This is a genomic window from Cellulomonas soli, assembly GCF_013409305.1.
In the GTDB taxonomy this organism is placed as follows: Bacteria; Actinomycetota; Actinomycetes; order Actinomycetales; family Cellulomonadaceae; genus Cellulomonas; species Cellulomonas soli.
The window spans coordinates 282,406-299,405 of sequence record NZ_JACBZJ010000001.1 but is presented as its reverse complement, the minus strand read 5'-3'; the positions used below and the strand labels follow the sequence as shown (position 1 = coordinate 299,405).

At 74.6% G+C, this 17,000-nt stretch carries 16 protein-coding genes; 13 read left to right on the top strand and 3 right to left on the bottom strand.

Translation table 11 applies throughout. The features are described 5' to 3' along the window. Positions 1 to 38: 38 nt before the first annotated feature. From BKA22_RS20230 to BKA22_RS01420, 5 genes are all read left to right on the top strand, one after another. A complete protein-coding gene (locus BKA22_RS20230; protein WP_146951115.1) occupies positions 39 to 1,205 on the top strand; it encodes a glycosyltransferase family 4 protein in 1,167 nt (388 codons plus the stop codon). Positions 1,206 to 1,251: 46 nt separating this feature from the next. After that, entirely contained in the window at positions 1,252 to 2,463 is a 1,212-nt protein-coding gene (locus tag BKA22_RS01435) for a glycosyltransferase family 2 protein (protein WP_146951114.1), read from the top strand. Beyond that, positions 2,460 to 3,623: a glycosyltransferase family 4 protein gene (locus BKA22_RS01430; RefSeq protein ID WP_146951113.1), complete on the top strand. Its 1,164-nt coding sequence runs from the start codon at positions 2,460 to 2,462 to the stop codon at positions 3,621 to 3,623. The genes BKA22_RS01435 and BKA22_RS01430 overlap by 4 nt, the downstream gene beginning before the upstream one ends. Further along, positions 3,620 to 4,870: a polysaccharide biosynthesis protein gene (locus BKA22_RS01425; protein WP_146951112.1), complete on the top strand. Its 1,251-nt coding sequence runs from the start codon at positions 3,620 to 3,622 to the stop codon at positions 4,868 to 4,870. The genes BKA22_RS01430 and BKA22_RS01425 overlap by 4 nt, the downstream gene beginning before the upstream one ends. A gap of 145 nt (positions 4,871 to 5,015) precedes the next feature. Beyond that, on the top strand, positions 5,016 to 5,984 hold the full coding sequence (locus BKA22_RS01420; RefSeq protein ID WP_146951111.1) for a glycosyltransferase family 2 protein: 969 nt from the start codon (positions 5,016 to 5,018) through the stop codon (positions 5,982 to 5,984). A 26-nt stretch (positions 5,985 to 6,010) separates the two neighbouring features. Here the strand turns inward: BKA22_RS01420 and BKA22_RS01415 are convergent, their stop codons facing one another. Beyond that, positions 6,011 to 6,733, bottom strand: coding sequence for a TIGR03089 family protein (locus BKA22_RS01415; RefSeq protein WP_223203377.1), 723 nt, complete (start codon positions 6,731 to 6,733; stop codon positions 6,011 to 6,013). Positions 6,734 to 6,957: 224 nt separating this feature from the next. Between BKA22_RS01415 and BKA22_RS01410 the strand changes: the two genes are divergently transcribed. The 3 genes from BKA22_RS01410 to BKA22_RS01400 are packed head-to-tail and all read left to right on the top strand — an operon-like array spanning position 6,958 to position 12,563. Then, positions 6,958 to 7,287, top strand: coding sequence for a WhiB family transcriptional regulator (locus BKA22_RS01410; protein ID WP_146951110.1), 330 nt, complete (start codon positions 6,958 to 6,960; stop codon positions 7,285 to 7,287). Between the two features lie 60 nt (positions 7,288 to 7,347). Beyond that, a complete protein-coding gene (locus tag BKA22_RS01405; protein ID WP_146951109.1) occupies positions 7,348 to 10,983 on the top strand; it encodes a glycosyltransferase in 3,636 nt (1,211 codons plus the stop codon). Next, the gene (locus BKA22_RS01400) at positions 10,980 to 12,563 is read left to right on the top strand and encodes a DUF5719 family protein (protein ID WP_146951108.1); all 1,584 of its coding nucleotides are present in this window, start codon (positions 10,980 to 10,982) and stop codon (positions 12,561 to 12,563) included. Before BKA22_RS01405 ends, BKA22_RS01400 begins: the two co-directional genes overlap by 4 nt. Before the next feature lie 43 nt (positions 12,564 to 12,606). Here the strand turns inward: BKA22_RS01400 and BKA22_RS01395 are convergent, their stop codons facing one another. Both BKA22_RS01395 and BKA22_RS01390 read right to left on the bottom strand, forming a co-directional pair. Continuing rightward, complete coding sequence (locus BKA22_RS01395; RefSeq protein WP_146951107.1) at positions 12,607 to 13,467, bottom strand: glycosyltransferase; 861 nt, start codon at positions 13,465 to 13,467, stop codon at positions 12,607 to 12,609. A 12-nt stretch (positions 13,468 to 13,479) separates the two neighbouring features. Continuing rightward, a complete protein-coding gene (locus BKA22_RS01390; RefSeq protein WP_371863644.1) occupies positions 13,480 to 13,980 on the bottom strand; it encodes a metallopeptidase family protein in 501 nt (166 codons plus the stop codon). A gap of 118 nt (positions 13,981 to 14,098) precedes the next feature. On the opposite strand from BKA22_RS01390, the gene BKA22_RS01385 reads away from it, so the two are divergent. From BKA22_RS01385 to BKA22_RS01365, 5 genes are all read left to right on the top strand, one after another. Then, a complete protein-coding gene (locus BKA22_RS01385; RefSeq protein ID WP_146951106.1) occupies positions 14,099 to 14,479 on the top strand; it encodes a DUF3499 domain-containing protein in 381 nt (126 codons plus the stop codon). Between the two features lie 79 nt (positions 14,480 to 14,558). Continuing rightward, complete coding sequence (locus BKA22_RS01380; protein WP_146951105.1) at positions 14,559 to 14,771, top strand: hypothetical protein; 213 nt, start codon at positions 14,559 to 14,561, stop codon at positions 14,769 to 14,771. Positions 14,772 to 14,827: 56 nt separating this feature from the next. Beyond that, a complete protein-coding gene (locus tag BKA22_RS01375; RefSeq protein WP_307725867.1) occupies positions 14,828 to 15,859 on the top strand; it encodes a phosphohexomutase domain-containing protein in 1,032 nt (343 codons plus the stop codon). Beyond that, on the top strand, positions 15,859 to 16,071 hold the full coding sequence (locus BKA22_RS01370; protein ID WP_146951103.1) for a Trm112 family protein: 213 nt from the start codon (positions 15,859 to 15,861) through the stop codon (positions 16,069 to 16,071). The genes BKA22_RS01375 and BKA22_RS01370 overlap by 1 nt, the downstream gene beginning before the upstream one ends. Continuing rightward, positions 16,071 to 17,000, top strand: coding sequence for a cation diffusion facilitator family transporter (locus tag BKA22_RS01365; RefSeq protein ID WP_146951102.1), 930 nt, complete (start codon positions 16,071 to 16,073; stop codon positions 16,998 to 17,000). The genes BKA22_RS01370 and BKA22_RS01365 overlap by 1 nt, the downstream gene beginning before the upstream one ends.

Below are 17,000 nucleotides of genomic sequence, written 5' to 3'. Positions count from 1 at the left end.
TCGCCCAGGACGACTGTCGGGGCGCTACGCTCACCGCCGTGCGTGTCGCCGTGGCCTTCGACTGCTTCTACCCGCTGAGCACCGGGGGCGGTGAACGCCAGTACCGCCTCTTCGCCGAGACGTTCGTGAGCGAGGGCGCCGAGGTCGACTACCTGACCCGACGGCAGTGGACCGGCCCTGCGCCGGTCCTCGACGGCGTCGACGTCGTCGCCGTGAGCGGGCCGTCGGAGCTGTACGACGCCACGGGCGGGCGCACCCTGCTGCCTGCCGTGCGTTTCGCCGCGGGCCTCTTCCGTCACCTCGTGCGTACTCGGGGGCGCTACGACGCGCTCGTGGTCTCCGCGCTGCCGGTGCTCAACGTGTTCGCGGCGCGCCTGGCGTTGCTGGGGACGCGAACGCGGATCTGCGCGGACTTCCTGGAGGTGTGGCGACCCGAGCAGTGGGTCGAGTACTCCGGCCCCGTGGTCGGGCGGGTCGCCTCCGTGCTGCAGGGGTTGGCCGCGAGGGTCAGCCCCTTGGTGTCCTGTCACTCGCAGATGAACGCCCGGCGGCTGGTCGCCGCGGGCGCGCGCCGACCTCCGGTGGTGAGCCCCGGGCTCATCCACCAGGTTCCCGATCAGGACCCCGGCCTCGAGCAGGTGCAGCCGCCGACGGTCGTGTACGTCGGGCGGCACATCCCCGACAAGCGCGTCGAGGTGCTGCCCGCTGCCGTGGCCTGGGCGCGCGACCGGATCCCCGGGCTGCGCGCGGTGGTGCTCGGCGAGGGGCAGACGACTCCCGAGGTCGCCGCCGAGGTGGCCCGGCTCGGGCTGGAGGCCGTCGTGGAGCTGCCGGGCTTCGTGCCGCAGGAGCGGCTCGACGCGCTGCTGCGAGACGCCGCCGTCCTGGTGAACCCCTCGCGTCGTGAGGGGTACGGGCTCGTCGTCGTGGAAGCGTGCGCCACCGGCACGCCCGTTGTGCTGGTGGACGGGCCGGACAACGCCTCGGTCGAGCTCGTCGAGCCGGGGGTCAACGGCTTCGTGGCGCGAGGCGTCGAGCCCGAGGTGCTCGGGGCGGCGATCGTGGCCGCGGTCGAGGGCGGGACGGGTCTGCGCGCGTCGACCCGGAGCTGGTTCGAACAGGTCGCCGGCGAGCGCACCGTCCAGGTCGCGGCGACCGCGCTGCTCGACCGGCTGCGCGAGCCCGGGCGGGCACCCGGGCGATGAACTGCGTTGTACAGTGCTGCGCCCCGACGACCCGGAACGGAACCCCATGACCACCGCCCCGAGCTGTGAGCTCACCATCCTGATGCCGTGCCTCAACGAGGCCGAGACGCTCGAGACGTGCATCCGCAAGGCGTTGGGATACCTCGAGCGGGCCGGCGTCGACGGCGAGGTGCTGATCGCGGACAACGGCAGCACCGACGGGTCTCAGGCGATCGCGACGGGACTGGGCGCTCGGGTCGTGGACATCCCGGAGAAGGGTTACGGCGCGGCGCTCATCGGCGGCATCGAGGCCGCCCGTGGGGTGTTCGTCATCATGGGCGATGCGGACGACTCCTACGACTTCTCCTCGCTCGACCCGTTCGTCGAGCAGCTGCGGGGCGGGGCGCAGCTCGTCATGGGCAACCGGTTCCGCGGCGGCATCGAGCCGGGTGCCATGCCGCCCCTGCACAAGTACCTGGGCAACCCGGTGCTGTCGGGCATCGGCGCCCTGTTCTTCAAGCCGGGCGTCCGCGACTTCCACTGCGGCCTGCGCGGGTTCCACCGTGCGGCGATCCTGGGCCTCGGGCTGCGTACCTCGGGCATGGAGTTCGCCTCGGAGATGGTGGTCAAGGCATGCCTGGCACGGCTCCGGATCGTCGAGGTGCCCACCACGCTGAAGAAGGACGGCCGCTCGCGGCCGCCGCACCTGCGCAGCTGGCACGACGGCTGGCGCCACCTGCGGTTCCTGCTCGTCTTCTCGCCGAAGTGGCTCTTCTTCTACCCGGGCGTGGCCATGTTCGGTGTCGGTGTCCTGGCTGCCGTCCTCCTGCTGTTCGGGCCGGTCGAGATCGGCTCGGTCGGCTTCGACGTCTCGACCATGATCTACGCGATGGCGGCGGCGGTCCTGGGGTACCAGGCCGTGCTCTTCTCGATCCTGACCAAGGTCTATGCGGAGCACGAGGGCTTCCTGCCTGCCGGTCCGCGCTTCCGCATGATCACCGACAGGCTGACGATCGAGCGCGGTCTGCTCACCGGTGTGGGCATCTTCCTGGTGGGCCTCGTGGTCGCCGTGCTGCAGGTGATCCGTTGGGGTGACACCGGGTTCGGCGAGCTCGACGCGCGCACGGCGGTCCGGGTGGCCGTCCCTGCGGCCCTCGGCCTGATGCTCGGGTTCCAGACGATGATGTCGTCCATGGTCGTGGGCATCCTGACGATCCCGACCCGAGGAGGGACCAACCCGGCCGCGCCGGAGCCCTCCGTGGCGGCGCTCGCGTCGTGAGTGCCGAGCGACCTCGGCTCGCCGTCGACCTGCTCTACTTCACGGGCCGGCGGGGCGGGACGGAGGCGTACGCCCGTGAGCTCCTCCCGCGGGTCGCCGAGCGGCTCACCGGTGTCGAGCTGATCGGCCTCGTGGGTCGCACCGGGCGCGCGCAGGTCGAGCCGTGGTTCCCGGGCCCCGTGCGCACGCTCGGTGTCGACGCCGACAGCCGGGCCGCCTGGGCGGTGGGCGAGACCCTGCTGGCATCGCGAGCCGCGCGTCGAGCCGGTGCGGACCTGCTGTGGTGCCCGGCGAACTACGGCCCGTCGGGTCGGCTCGTGCCGACGGTCGTCACGGTGCACGACGTGATCCCCTGGGACTACCCGCACCCGACGGACCTGGCCGTGGTGTCCCACATCACCAGGTTCCTCGTGGGGCGCGCGGCGCGAGGTGCGCGCGAGCTGCTCACGGTCAGCCACGACGCCGCCGGCTCGGTCGCGCGGGTCCTGCGGGTACCGCCGGAACGGATCACCGTGGTCCCGAACGGCCACAGCACGCCACCGACCCACGTCCCACCGCCGGGGTCGGGGCTCGCCGGGCTCGACGACGGGCGCCCGACCGTGCTCAGCGTCGGGAACCGCATGCCGCACAAGAACGTCGACGGGCTCCTGCGAGCGGTCGCGCTGATCCCGCCGGGCACACGTCCCCGGGTCGTCGTGACCGGGAGCCGTGCCGGTGACCCGCTCGTCCCGCTCGTCGCCGAGCTCGGGCTCGAGCAGGACGTGGTCCTTCTCGGATGGGTGACGGACGACGACCTCGAGCACCTGTACGCCCTCGCGACGGTGTACGCGTGCCTGTCGTTCGCCGAGGGCTTCGGGCTGCCGGTCGTCGACGCGATGGCGCGCGGCTGCGCGGTGCTCGCCTCGGACGTCGGCGCCTTGCGCGAGGTCGGCGGGGATGCGGTCGAGTACGTCGACCCGAGGGACCCGGCGGCCATCGCCGCCCGGCTCGAACACCTCATCGCCGACGGTGACGAGCGGGACCGGCTCCGGGCGCTCGGTCGCATCCGTGCCGCGCAGTTCGGGTGGGACCAGGCCGCGGACGCGACGGCGACGGTGCTGGCCAGGGTGCTGCGGTCGCTCGCAGGGCGTACAGGGCGTCCGGAGGGCGGCGTCGGGTGACCCGCTCGTTCTGGGGCAGGCTTGCCGGTTTCGCGGGCCTGCCCGCGATCTCCCTCATCACCCCGCTCCTCGTGCTGCCGGTGCTGGGGCGTGCCGCGGGCGCGGACGGCTGGGCGAGCCTGCTCGTCGGGGAGTCCGTCGGGACCCTGGCCGCGATCGTGGTCAACTACGGCTGGAACAACGCAGGACCGCCCCGCGTGGCGGAGGCCGACACCGCCACGCGGCTGCGGCTGTACCGCGAGAGCCTCCTGGTGCGCGGGGCGCTCGCAGTCGGGGCGCTCCCGGTGATGGTGGTCGTGTGCGCGTCGCTGTCCGCGGACGGGTTCCTCGTCCCCACGGTGCTCATGGGACTGGCCGGCGCGGTACCCGGGCTCTCGTTCGCCTGGTACGCCGTGGGTGTGGGCGACCCGCGTCCCATCGCCGTGTACGAGGCCGTGCCGCGGGTCGTCGCGGCCGCGGTGTCGAGCGCGCTGATCCTCTGGACGGGCCAGATGGTGTTCTACCCGCTGCTGGCGGTGTCCGTGTCGCTGGGTGGGATCTGGCTCTTCGGCCGGACGCTCGGCCGGTCGACGGCACCAGGCCCGGGGGTGCGTGACATCGGCAGGCTGCTCGTGCGCGACCGCGCCGTCGCCGTGGCGGACATGGCGACCGGGGCATTCGGCACGGTCCCCGTCCCGGTCGCCAGCAGGGTCGCGTCCCCGTCCGCCGCCAGCTCGTACGCGTCGGCCGACAAGCTCTACAAGTACGGCCAGTACGTGCCGATCACCCTCGCGAACGCGCTGCAGAGCTGGACGGTCGAGGTTGCGCCCCCGGGTCGGCCGCGGCGACTGCGGCTCGCGCTCGTAGGACACGGGCTCCTCGGTGTGGTCGGCGCGGCGTTGCTCGCCGTCCTGGGGCCCACGGTCTCCGGGCTGCTGTTCGGCCAGGACGTGCGGGCGGCACGCGACGTGTGCCTCTGGCTCGCGCTGGCCTTCGCCGTCGTGTCGGTCCGGATGTCGCTCGTCCGTCACTTCCTGCTGCCCGCCGGCCGCGCGCGTGCCGTTCTGATCGGCACCGCGCTCGGTGCGGCGCTCGGCGTCGTCGGGATGCTGACGATCGGGCGTGCGGCGGGCGCGGCCGGGGTCGCGGCCTCGTTGGCCGTTGCCGAGCTCGTCACCGCCGTGCTGCTCGTCCAGCCTGCTCTGCGGCACCTGACCGTCGTCGAGGAGGAGGCCGCGTCGTGGACGACCTCGTCCGGCCAGGGGTGAGTGCGGTCGGTCGTGAGCCGACCTGCCTCGGGGGTTACGATCCTGCCGACCGTCACCGCGCCACCGAGGAACACGTGCACAGGCTCCGCTCTGCCCCGTTCGTGCCGATGCCGTTCGGCCACGTGCCGACCACCCGAGGTTCGCGATGAGCGACGACATGTCCGGGCGCGTCCTGCCGTCCATCGACGTCGTCGTGCCGGTCCACGGCAAGTGGGCGGTGACCGAGAGCTGCCTGCGGCACCTGGCACGTCAGACCGTGCCGCACCGCGTGGTCGTCGTCGACGACCTGTCGCCGGACGACACGCTCGACCGGCTGCGCGAGCACCCCGAGGTCCACGTCGTCGCGATGGAGCGCAACGTGGGTTTCGGCCGCGCCTGCAACGCGGGGATCCGAGCCGGGACGGGTGACGTCGTGGTGCTGGTCAACAATGACGTCGACGCCGAGCCGGACATGCTCGAGGCGCTCGTCGCGCCGTTCGCGGTCGACGCCACGCTGGGAAGTGCTGCCCCGATGCTGCTGCGTCCGGACGGCAGAGTGGATGCCTTCGGGATCTGCGCCGATCCCACGCTCGCCGGCTTCGTGCGTGAGCAGGGCGTGGACCCGGCCGATGCGCAGACGGACGAGCCGCGCATCCTCGGACCGTACGGCGCGGTGGCGGCGTACCGTCGTGAAGCGCTGGACGCGGTCGGGCTCTTCGACGACGGCATCTTCATGTACGGCGAGGAGCTCGACCTCGCGCTGCGTCTGAGTGGTGCCGGCTGGGGCAGTGTCGGCGTGCCCGAGGCACGTGGCGTGCACCTCGGTGGCGCGACCGCCGGTCGGGGTTCGGCGCGGCAGCGCGAGCTGGGCGGGTTCGGTCGGGGGTACCTGCTGCGTGCCTACCGGGTGCTGCGGACCCGATGGGCGGTGCGCGCCGTCGTCACCGAGGTTGCCGTCTGCCTCGGCGACCTGCTGCTGTCGCGGGACCTCGCTGCGACGCGGGGCCGCCTCGCGGGGTGGCGAGCGGGCCGTTCGGCAGGGCCTCGCCCACGTCGCATCGACGGTGTCGACCCCGGTATCGGGTTCTGGCGGTCGATCGCCCTTCGCCGGGGTGACTACGCCGCGCGCGCCTGAGCGGCTGCTGCCAGGGCCTCGGCCCGTCAGGCGCCGGTGAGCGCGCCCTCCTGCGCCAGCAGTCGGTGCATGCGGTCGGGCTCCACGTCGCACGTCAGGACGACGGAGCCATTGGCGGCGAGCGCGCCGAGCACATCGACCAGGACGCGTTGTACCGAGCGCCCGCCATGGGTGCCGGTGGCCGGAACGTGCACGCGAGGGCGACCGGGGCGCCCCTCGTCGACCGGGGGTATGAGCGCGTCGTGCGCGACGGCTCCGCCCGGCCCGATCAACGCGGTCGCTGCGCCGTCTGCCTCGGGCGCCCAACCGATCGCGTCCCCGTACGTCATCACGGCTGCCGTGGCGTCGATGGCCCCGGGCGGCACGTCCCCGTCGAACCGCCGGGCGAGGGCAGGGAGCGAGACCGCGACGAGCTCGGCGGCCCCCGGGTGGGCGCCGGGGTCGGTCGTCACCACGACGTCGGCGCGTCCCCCCGCCGACGGTTCCAGCACCACGCACGCGCCCGCGCGCCACACCGCCAGTGCCCAGACGACCGTCCGCCAGTGCCCCGGGAGGTCGAGGAGCACGCGAGTCCCCGGACCGGCGTCGAACTCCTCGACGAGCAGGTTCGTGGTCTTGTTCACCCAGTTCTCCAGCACCGCGCCGGACAGCTCGACGCGTTCGGAGTCGGGGCCGTACCAGGTGATCCGAGGTCGTCCGGGTTCACGGGTCAAGTTCGTCAGCAGGCTGCCGATGGAGGGTGTGGGCACGCTCACAGCGTAGGCGCGACACGCCCGGGACGACCGTCTTCACCGGATTCACCCGACAAATTCGGGCATTTAGCACACCCCCGCTTGACGGCTCGGAACGACACGCGTGTAATTCCTTAGAACCGATTCATGTTGCGCGAGCACCACGACGCGACACTGTCGCAGCTGGCCCTGACCGAGCCTTGATCGAGTACTGACGAGCACTGACCCGCACGGAGGCACGTATGTGGAACCTGCTCGACGACGACGAGGGCTTCCCCTCCGACGTCACGACGGCCGCACCGGCGCAGCCGTCCAACGTCCTGGCGCTGTTCGGCACGCCCGAGGACGACGGCCCCATGGGGTGGCAGGAGCGCGCGCTGTGCGCCCAGACCGACCCTGAGGCCTTCTTCCCCGAGAAGGGCGGGTCGACGCGCGAGGCCAAGAAGGTCTGCACGGGGTGCGACGTGCGCGGCGAGTGCCTCGAGTACGCCCTCGCCAACGACGAGCGCTTCGGCATCTGGGGCGGCCTGTCGGAGCGCGAGCGCCGCAAGCTCAAGCGACGTGTCGTCTGAGGGGCGTGACCGCCACCCGGTTGTGCTCCACGGTCCCCTGCACGGCATGATGGCAGGCGGATGACCGACGCGACGTACCCCGCCCCCGGACCCTGGGCGGCCAGCCCTCCGACGACGAGCTCGTCGATCCCCGTGGTGACCCCGGTGACGGCCGTCGTGGTGACCCGAGGGCTCACGCACTACCTGCCGACCACGTTGCGCGCGCTCGCCGAGCAGACCCGGCACCCGCTGCGCGTCGTCCTCGTCGACGTCGCACCGCGCTCCGGCGCCGACATCGACGCCGTGCTCGCGCAGAGCCTGTCCCTCGTCGCGACGCCTCCGACGCCGTCGTCGCGCGTGGTGCACGCCCCGGGAGCCCGCACGTTCGGTGACGCCGTGCGTGCCGGGCTGGCCGACGCCCCGTCCGGCGAGGCGCCGACGACCTGGCTGTGGCTCCTGCACGACGACAGCGCCCCCGCACCGACGGCGCTCGCCGAGCTGGTGCGCGCGGTCGGCCAGGCACCGTCCGTCGCGGTCGCGGGAGCCAAGCAGCACACCTGGACCGAGCCGGCCCGGCTCCTCGAGGTGGGCGTGCGCACGTCGCGGTCCGGCCGTCGGATGACCGACGTCGAGCCGGGCGAGCTCGACCAGGGGCAGCACGACGCGCGCGACGACGTGCTCGGTGTGGGGCTCGCCGGCGCACTCGTGCGCCGCGACGTGTGGGACGCGCTGCGCGGGACGGACCCCGCGCTCGGGCCGTTCGGGGACGGGTTCGACCTCTCGCGCCGGGCGCGCCTCGCCGGGCATCGCGCGGTGGTCGTGCCCTCGGCCGTGGTCCGGCACGCGCAGGCCTCCTACCTCGGGCTGCGGGCGGGCGACCGGCACCTCGACCCGGAGGCGCTGGAGAGCGACCTGGACGGTGACGGGGAGGTCGACGCGGCCGACCCGCGACGTTCGTTCGCCGCACGCCGACGGGCGCTGCTGCACCAGCGCCTGGTGACGTCACCGTTGCCGCTGCTCCCGCTCATGGTCGTGCTGGCGCTTGCCGCCGGCGTCGTTCGTGCCCTGCTCCAGGTCGCCGCGAAGGACGGCGGCCTGGCGGTCGCCGAGCTGCGTGCGCCGCTCGCCGTGCTCGCCCGCCCGGCGGCCGTCGCCCGGGCACGCGCGAACGCGCGGCGGACCCGTGTGCTGCCCCGCCGCGCGCTGCGCCCGCTGCAGGCGTCGTGGCGCGACGTGTGGTCCCAGTGGCGCGACCGTCGGCTGGCGCGCCTCGAGGCGCGTCGTGTCGTCCGGGCGCCCAGCGAGCTGGAGCTGCGCGAGCTGGCCGCACTGGCGACCCGACGGCGCGTCACGGCGGCTGTGCTCGTGGGCCTGCTGGTCGTGGCATCGGCCGTGGCGCTGGCCGACGTGATCGGCCCGGTGCTCGGCGGTGCGACGCTGGTCGGTCCCGCTCTGCTTCCTGCGACGTCCACCCTCGGGGAGCTGTGGCAGGCGGCGACGTCCGGCTGGGTGTCGGGCGGTCTGGGCGCCCCTGGCCCGGCCGATGCGCTGCTGGCGGTGCTGGTGCCCGCCGCCGCGGCGACCGGGGGATCGCTGGCCCCGGCGGCGGCCGCGCTCGTGCTCGGCGCCGTGGTGCTGGCCGGTGCGGGGGCCTGGGCTGCGGCGGGTGCGGCGACGCGCTCGACCGGTGTCCGGTTCTGGGCCGCGCTCGTCTGGTCCGGGGCGCCCGTGCTGCTGCTGGCTCTCGGCGACGGGCGCATCGGGCTGGTGCTCGCGCACGCGGCGCTTCCGTGGGTCGCGCTCGGGGTGGCCCGCGCGCTGGGTGTCCAGCGGGTCGACCAGGTGCTCTCCGGTCTCGTCACGGTCCGACGCGAGGACGCGCCGGACGAGGCGGCGGTGGCCACGCCCGTGCGTGGTGTGCCGGTGGTCTCCTCGACCGTGCAGGCAGGCGAGGGCCCAGGCGGGGCGGATCTGTCCGTCGCCGGGACCCCGCCTGTGGCCGGTGCCGCCCCGGACGGTGCCGCCGCCGCGACCGGGCGCGTCGCGTCGCAGGACGTCGACACGCCGCCCGTGCTGGTCGGCGCACCGAACCCGACCGGCTCGGTGGCCGCGGCCGCCGCGGCAGGCCTGGCCGCGGTCGTCGTCGTGGCAGGCGCACCCTCGCTCCTGGCGCCGCTGCTCGTCGGACTCGGGGTCGTGGCGGTCAGCGCCCGGCGTCGGCGTGGTCGGCTCCTGCTGACGGCGCTGCCGCCGGTCGTGGTGCTCGGTCCGCTCCTCGCCGAGGCGGTTCGGCGGGGTGCGGACGGTCTGCGCCTGCTGCTGTCGGACCCGGGCCCGACGACGTCCGCGACGAACGCCACGCCGGGCACGGCGAGCGCCGTCGACCCGGCGCTCGCGCGGCTGCTCGGCGTTCCCGGCGACGCCACCACGCTGGTCCCGGACGTGCTGCCGGACGTGCTCGCCCGGTACTGGCCGCTGGCCCTCGGTGCGGTCGTCCTGCTGCTCGCGGTGCTCGCCCTGCTGCGCGGCGCACCGGTGTCACGCGCCGTCCGAGCCGCCTGGGCGGTCGCGATCAGCGGGCTGGCGCTCGCGACGGTCGCCGTCGCGGTGCCCGTGGGCCTGGACGACGGCACGCTCGTTCACGGGTCGGCGGCCGCGGGGTTGTCCGTCGCATGGCTGGGGCTCCTGACGGCCGGGGTGCTCGGTGCGGACCGGATGCAGGAGCGGCTCGGTCGGGCCTCGTTCGGGTGGCGCCAGCCGTTGGTGGTCCTCCTCGCGGCGGTGGCGGTCGTGGTCCCGGTGCTGCAGCTGGGCGGTTGGGTGTGGTCGGCACGGGCGCACGGCACGGCGCTGACCACCGTCGACAGGCCGCTCGTGCAGGCTGTCGCCCAGCAGACGCAGGGGTCGCCGGACGCCTCACGCGTGCTCGCCGTCCAGGTGCAGGCCGATGGCGCCGTCGCCTGGCAGCTGCTGCGCGGCGACGGGCCGCTGCTCGTCGACTCCGCTGCCGCGGTGCAGTCGCGTGCGTTGAGCGGTGCCCTGCGCGACCCGCAGGTCGCTCCCGTCGACGCGGCCACCGACGAGGTCGATGCGCTGGTCGCGCGGCTCGCCTCGGCCGCCGGTGGAGACGTGGCCGGCGACCTGGGCGCCCTGGCGGTGGCCGACGTCCTCGTCCCGCCGCTGGGAGCGGTCGAGGTCGACGCGTCGCAGGACGACGGGTCGACCGGTGATGCGGCACGGCTGCGCGCCGAGCTCGTCGGTCGGCTCGACGCGACCGCGGGACTCGAGCGGGTCACCGACAACGATGCGGGCACGCTGTGGCGGGTGGCGCCGTCCGACGCGCAGGCCACGGTGGTCGCCGCCTGGGCCCGGATCGTTCCGTCCGGCGTCGACATCGCCTCCGCCGGCTCCGCTGCGCTCGCCGTCGAGGCGCAGAGCCGGACGGTCGACACGACGGTCGACCCGGGCGACGACGGACGGGTGCTCGTACTGGCCGAGCGGGCCGACCCCCGGTGGCGGGCCTGGCTCGACGGGGACCCGGTCCGCGCGGTCGAGGGCGGCTGGCGGCAGACGTTCGCGCTCGGCGCGGACGGCGGTCATCTCGAGGTGCGTTACGTCGCGCCGAACCGCACGCCGTGGCTCGTGGTGCAGGGCGTCGTGCTCGGGCTGACGGTGCTGCTCGCGCTGCCGGTGCGCCGCAAGGGAGGGCGACGATGAGCGCGGCATGGGTGGGTCGGTCGGTCCGGGTGCTCTCGGGCGTCGTCGTGCTCGCGGCGGCGGGCGCGGTGGTGCTCGCTGGTGTGCGGGTCCCGGCCGACCAGGCGCAGCCGTCGGGTGCCGGCGGACGCGAGGTCGCCGTGGCACCGGCGGCGTCCACCCTGGTGTGCGCGGGGCCGTTGGTGCTCCCGGACGGCGCCGGGTCGGGGGACGCGGACTTCGACCCCGTGCCGGTCGACCCCGTCACCACCGTGACGGGGCTGGCCGCACGGACCGAGGGCGTGGGCGCCGGTCCGGTCACGGCCACGTCCCTGGACGGCAGCGGATCGACGGGCGCGTCCGAGGCCTCGCTGCCGTCGGGCGGGGGCGCGTTCGTGGTCGACCGGCCGACCACCCCGGTCGTGGTCGTGGCCGAACCGACCGACGTGCCGGCCCGGGTCGCCGCGACCTCCTCGACGCTCGTGACGGCCGGGGACCTGCGCGGGCTGACCGCGGCGTCCTGCCAGGCGCCGGCGACGGAGTCCTGGCTCGTGGGCGGCGCGACGGTCCTGTCGAGCACCGCGCACCTGCTCCTCGACAACGCCGGGACGACGCCCGCCGAGGTCCTGCTGCAGGTCTGGGGACCCACCGGCCCCGTCGACCTGACCGGTGAGCGCTACCTCGTGGCCCCGGGTGCGCAGGAGGTCGTCGTCCTCGGGGGTGTCGCCGCGGAGCAGCGCGGCCTCGTCGTGCGGGTGCAGGCCTCCGGCGGACGCGTCACCGCGGCCGTGCAGGACTCGGCCCTCGACGGCTTCACCCCGGTCGGGACGGATCTCGTGGTGCCCGGTGGTGCCCCTGCGACGCGTCAGGTCGTGCCGGGTGTGGCGGTCACCGCATCGCAGGTCGACGACGCCGCGGCACCGGTGCTGCGGCTCCTGGCTCCCGGCGACGTCGCGACGACCGCGCACGTGACGTTGCTGGGTGCCGACGGCTCCATGACGCTGCCGGGCGTCGAGGACGTGGCGCTCGCCCCCGGCGAGGTCACCGACGTGCCGCTCGGTGGGTTGCCCACGGGCGCCTGGACGATCGTGGTGGACTCGCCCGAGCCGGTGGTCGCCGCGGCCGAGGTGACACGGACCGGTACGGCCGGTGCCCTCGACGACGTGCCGCCGGTCGACCGGGCCTGGGCGGCGTCCGTGATCGGCGCCGACGACGCGCTCGTGGCCCTGCCCGCCCAGGTCTCGGCGACGGTCACGCTCGGTGCGGTGCCCGCGGACCTGGCCTCGGGGTCCGGCTCGGCGTCGGGGACCGCGACGCTGCGCGTCCTGGGGGTCGACGGTGACGAGCTGGTCTCGGAACAGCTGCGCATCGAGGCCGGATCGACGCTCGCCGTCCCGGTCGCCGACCTGATCGAGAACGTCTCGGGGACGGCGGCCGCCGTCGAGGTCGTCGGCGGTGACGGGGTCCCTCTCGTCTGGGCGGTCGTGCTCGAGGTCGCGCGGCCCGACGGGGTGCTGGTCTCCGTCGTCGACCCGGTTCCAGCCGGCACCACGTCACCGGACGTCACGGTGCGTGAAGGGTCGCGGCTCACCCTGCCGTGAGGTGATCGGCGGCCGTGCCGGACGGCCGGATGCCCGGATGTCCTCAGCGGGCGGCGGCCCTCAGCTCGCTCCGCTCGCGCAGGCGCAGGCCGACGCTCACCGTGGCGCGGACGGGCCACTGGTACCAGTGCGGGTACCGCCGGGTCAGGTAGCGGCCGGCCGAGCGGTGGTGCGCGCTGATCATGGCGGCGGGTCGGGCCCGCCAGGACGTCCCGCCGACGTGCACGACCCGGGCCGCGGGCACGTAGAGGTTCGTCCAGCCCGCACGGCCGAGCCGGTCGCCCAGGTCGACGTCCTCGAAGAACATGAAGTAGCTCTCGTCGAAGCCCCCGACCTGCTCGAACGCCTCGCGCCGCAGCAGCAGGCACGCACCCGAGAGCCAGCCCGCGGCCCGTGCCTCGCCGACGGCCTCCTGGCGTGCCTGGTACGCGCGGGTCCACGGGTTTCCGGGCCACAGCTTCGCGAAGAGCGCGTGCCCGACACCCTGGCGCAGCGACGGCAGCTCACGCGCCGAGGGGTACAGCGTCCCGTCGGTGTTGAGCAGCGCGGGGCCCAGGGAGCCCGCTCGTGGGTGCGCCTCGCCTGCGGCGAGCAGCGCGTCGAGCGAACCGGGCTGCCACACGAGGTCGGAGTTCGCGACGACGAGCCAGGGCGTGGTGCTGCCGTCGGCCCCGGCGTTGCCCCCGCCGCCGTACCCGAGGTTGGCGCCGGGCACGACGAGGCGGGCGTCGTACCGTTCGGCGACGTCGCGCGAGACCGTGTGGTCCTCGCCGTTGTCGACGAGCACGAGCTCGACGGGCCCGCTCGCGGTCCGGCGCAGGCTCCTGGCGAACTCCTCCAGCTCCTGTCCGGGGTGGTAGACGACGCAGACGACACGGACCGAGACGGGGGAGGAGGTGCTCATCGTGGCGACAGGTTATCGGCCGTCGCCGTACTCCGGGTCGATGTCCTCGGGAGAACGTCCGAGCATGTGGGCGACCTGCTCGACCACGACGTCGCGCACCAGCTCGGCCAGGTCGTGCGGGTCGGTGGCTCGGGCCTCGACGGGGCGCCGGTAGAGCACGATCCGTGCGGGCAGGCCGGCGTCGGCGGGGAAGTAGCGACCCAACGGCACCCCACCGTGCTCCCACGGTGCCGGGTCCGACGGCGGGACGTCCTCGACGGCGAACTCGGTGCCGTCCAGCTGGCGTGACCAGCGACGCTCGAGAAGCTCGACGGCGTCGAGGACGAGGTCGTCGAACCGCTCGGCACGGGTCCGGTACGCCGGGAGCGTCGCGGGCATGAGCGGGCCGCGCGGCCCGCGACCACGGCGGTCGCGCCGGCGCACCGGCTGGGGGGCGACCGGGCCCGGCACGGTGACACCTCGGCGTCGTGCGAAGCCGCGCGGCGGGTGCTGCGCCGGTCCGGATGTGCTCACCTCAGCACTGTAGACCGGAGCGGCGGCGGCTCCTGGCGATGCTCGGCCCGTCGCCGTTCCGGTGTGGACACGCGTCCGGTACGGCGTGCGAGCGGTGCGAGAGGGTACGGTCACCGGTGTGAGATCCGTCCGGCAGTGCTCGCGCACCGCGTGCGGCCGCGCGGCCGTCGCCACGCTGACGTATGTGTACGCCGACTCGACCGCCGTGCTGGGGCCGCTCGCCCAGAACGCCGAGCCGCACTCCTACGACCTGTGCCCGACCCACGCCGAGCGGCTGACCGCCCCGCGCGGCTGGGAGGTCGTCCGGCTGACCCCGGAGTTCGCTCCCGCCGAGCCGAGCCGCGACGACCTGCTCGCGCTTGCCGACGCGGTCCGCGAGGCCGGGAGGTCGAGCAACCCGGAACCGGCGCCCGTCGTGCTCGACGAGGTCGCTGCCGCGGCGCTCGCGCAGGCACCCCGACGGGCGCACCTGCGGGTGCTGCGCGGCGACGGGGGCTGACGTGGTGGCCGGACGTGCGGGTGCGGCGGGGCGGCCCGGGCGAGGCCGTGCGCCGCGCGAGCGGGCAGCCCTCGGCTCGATGAGCCGACCGGCCGCGACGGACGACGAGACCGGCAGCCGCTGCGTGCAGTGCGGCACGCCGACGAGCACGCGGATCCGGCTCGCCCTGCCGGACGGCCGACCGGCGTTGTTCGTGTCCTGCGACGCGTGCGAACGCACCAGCTGGTATGCGATCGGCGGTGACGGGACGCCGATGACGCGCGTCCAGATCCTCGGGCCGCACGAGCCCTGACCTGCCTGCCGTGGGCACCACGGAGCATGGCGGACCTGCGCCGGTACGATGCCCGCGTGACCCCTGACGTGCCCCGGGTGGACCGGTCTGCCCTCCTCGAGGCCGCCGCCGTCCGCGCGGTCGTCCCGGACGCGTCCGACCCTGCGGTCGCCGCCTCGCTGCGCACGCTCGTCGACCTGTCCGGCATCCGTCCGCTGCGCGTCGTCGTCGACGCCGGGGACGGGGTGGCCGAGCGCACCGCACCGGCCGTGCTCGGCACCGAGGCCGGTCTGCCCGCCCTGCCGCTCGAGGTCGTGCTCGTGGGCGTCGCGCCGGGCGGGACGCCTGCGGCGCGCGCTGCCGACCTGCTCGACGTGGACAACCTGCGGGACCTGGGCGCTGCCGTCGTGGCGCACGGAGCCGACCTGGGGCTGGCGTTCGACGCCGACCGGTGCGTCGTGCTCGACGAGCGCGGCGACGCGGTGAGCCCGTCCGCGATCACGGCGCTCGTGGGGCTGCGCGAGGTCACCCGCGAGCTCCGGGCCGGTCGGACGCCCACCGTGGTCCACGACGTGCTCATCTCGCGGGCCGTCCCGGACCTGCTGGGTGCCGCCGGCGCCCGGACGTTGCGCACCCCGGTGGGCCGTCCGGCCCTCGAGGCGGCGATGGCCGAGCACGACGCCGTCTTCGGCGGCGAGCACGACGGCCGCTACCACGTCCGCGACCTCGTGCCCGCCGGCGTGCTCACGGCGATGCACGTGCTGGCGGCGCTCGGCAGCCAACGGCACCCGCTGTCCGTGCTGGCCGAGGTGTACCAGCCGTACGTGACGAGCGGGCAGCTCAGCTCCCGCGTGAGCGACGTGGCCGCCGCGTGGGCGAGGGTCGTCGATGCCTACGTGGACAAGCAGGGCGCCGGTCCGGTGAGCGTCGACGAGCTCGACGGGCTGACCGTCGCGCACTGGGACGCCCACCCGCAGTGGTGGTTCAACCTGCGTGCATCGTCCACGGAACCGCTGCTGCGGCTCACCGTGGAGGCCGCGGACGACGACATGATGGTCAAGGTGCGCGACGACGTGCTCGCGCTCGTACGGTCCGACGAGGAGATCTGATGGGTGACACCGCAACGGCCCCGGGCCTGGAGCCCTGGGCGCGGGACCTGCTGCGTTGCCCGGTGACGGGAGCGACGCTCGTCGACGCCACCGGACCGGACGGGACGCCCGAGCTGGTCTCGACCGACCCCGAGAACCCGCTGGCGTACCCGGTGCGCGACGGCGTCCCGGTGCTGCTGGCCGACGAGGCTCGTCCCGTGAAGGTCGGCTGATGGCGCACGGCGGCGGCAACCGGGCGATCATCGCGGCGCTGTCGGCGAACCTCGGCATCGCGCTGACGAAGTTCGTCGCGTACCTGCTGACGATGTCGAGCTCGATGCTGGCCGAGTCGGTGCACTCGCTCGCCGACTCCGGCAACCAGCTCCTCCTGCTGCTCGGTGGTCGCCGCTCGACGCGCGCGGCGGACGAGCAGCACCCGTTCGGGTACGGGCGTGAGCGGTACGTCTACGCATTCATCGTCTCGATCGTGCTGTTCTCCGTCGGTGGCCTGTTCGCGCTGTACGAGGCGTGGCACAAGTGGCAGGACCCGCACCCGATCGAGGGGCGCTGGTGGTGGGTGCCGCTGCTCGTCCTCGTCATCGCGATCGGCCTCGAGGGCTACTCGTTCCGCACGGCCATCCACGAGTCGAACCACACCCGGGGCAGCCGGTCGTGGCCGCAGTTCGTGCGCACGGCCAAGGCGCCCGAGCTGCCCGTGGTCCTGCTCGAGGACGCAGGCGCGCTCGTCGGCCTGGTGCTCGCCCTCTTCGGCGTGTCGCTGACCCTGCTGACCGAGGACGGTCGATGGGACGCGGCTGGTACCGCAGGGATCGGGCTGCTGCTGGTCGTGATCGCCGTTGTCCTCGCGCTGGAGACCAAGTCGCTGCTGCTCGGCGAGTCGGCCACCGTCGAGGACGTCCGCGCGGTCCAGGCGGCACTGGTGGGCGAGGGGGTGGCGTCGGTGATCCATTTGCGCACGCTGCACCTCGGTCCCGAGGAGCTGCTCGTGGCCGCGAAGATCGAGGTCGACGCCGCCGACGACGCCGCGTCGATCGCCCGTGCCATCGACGCGGCCGAGGCGCGCGTGCGTGCCGCAGTGCCGATCGCGACGGTCATCTACCTCGAGCCCGACCTGCGTCGGGTGGCGGCCTCGGGCGTCTGA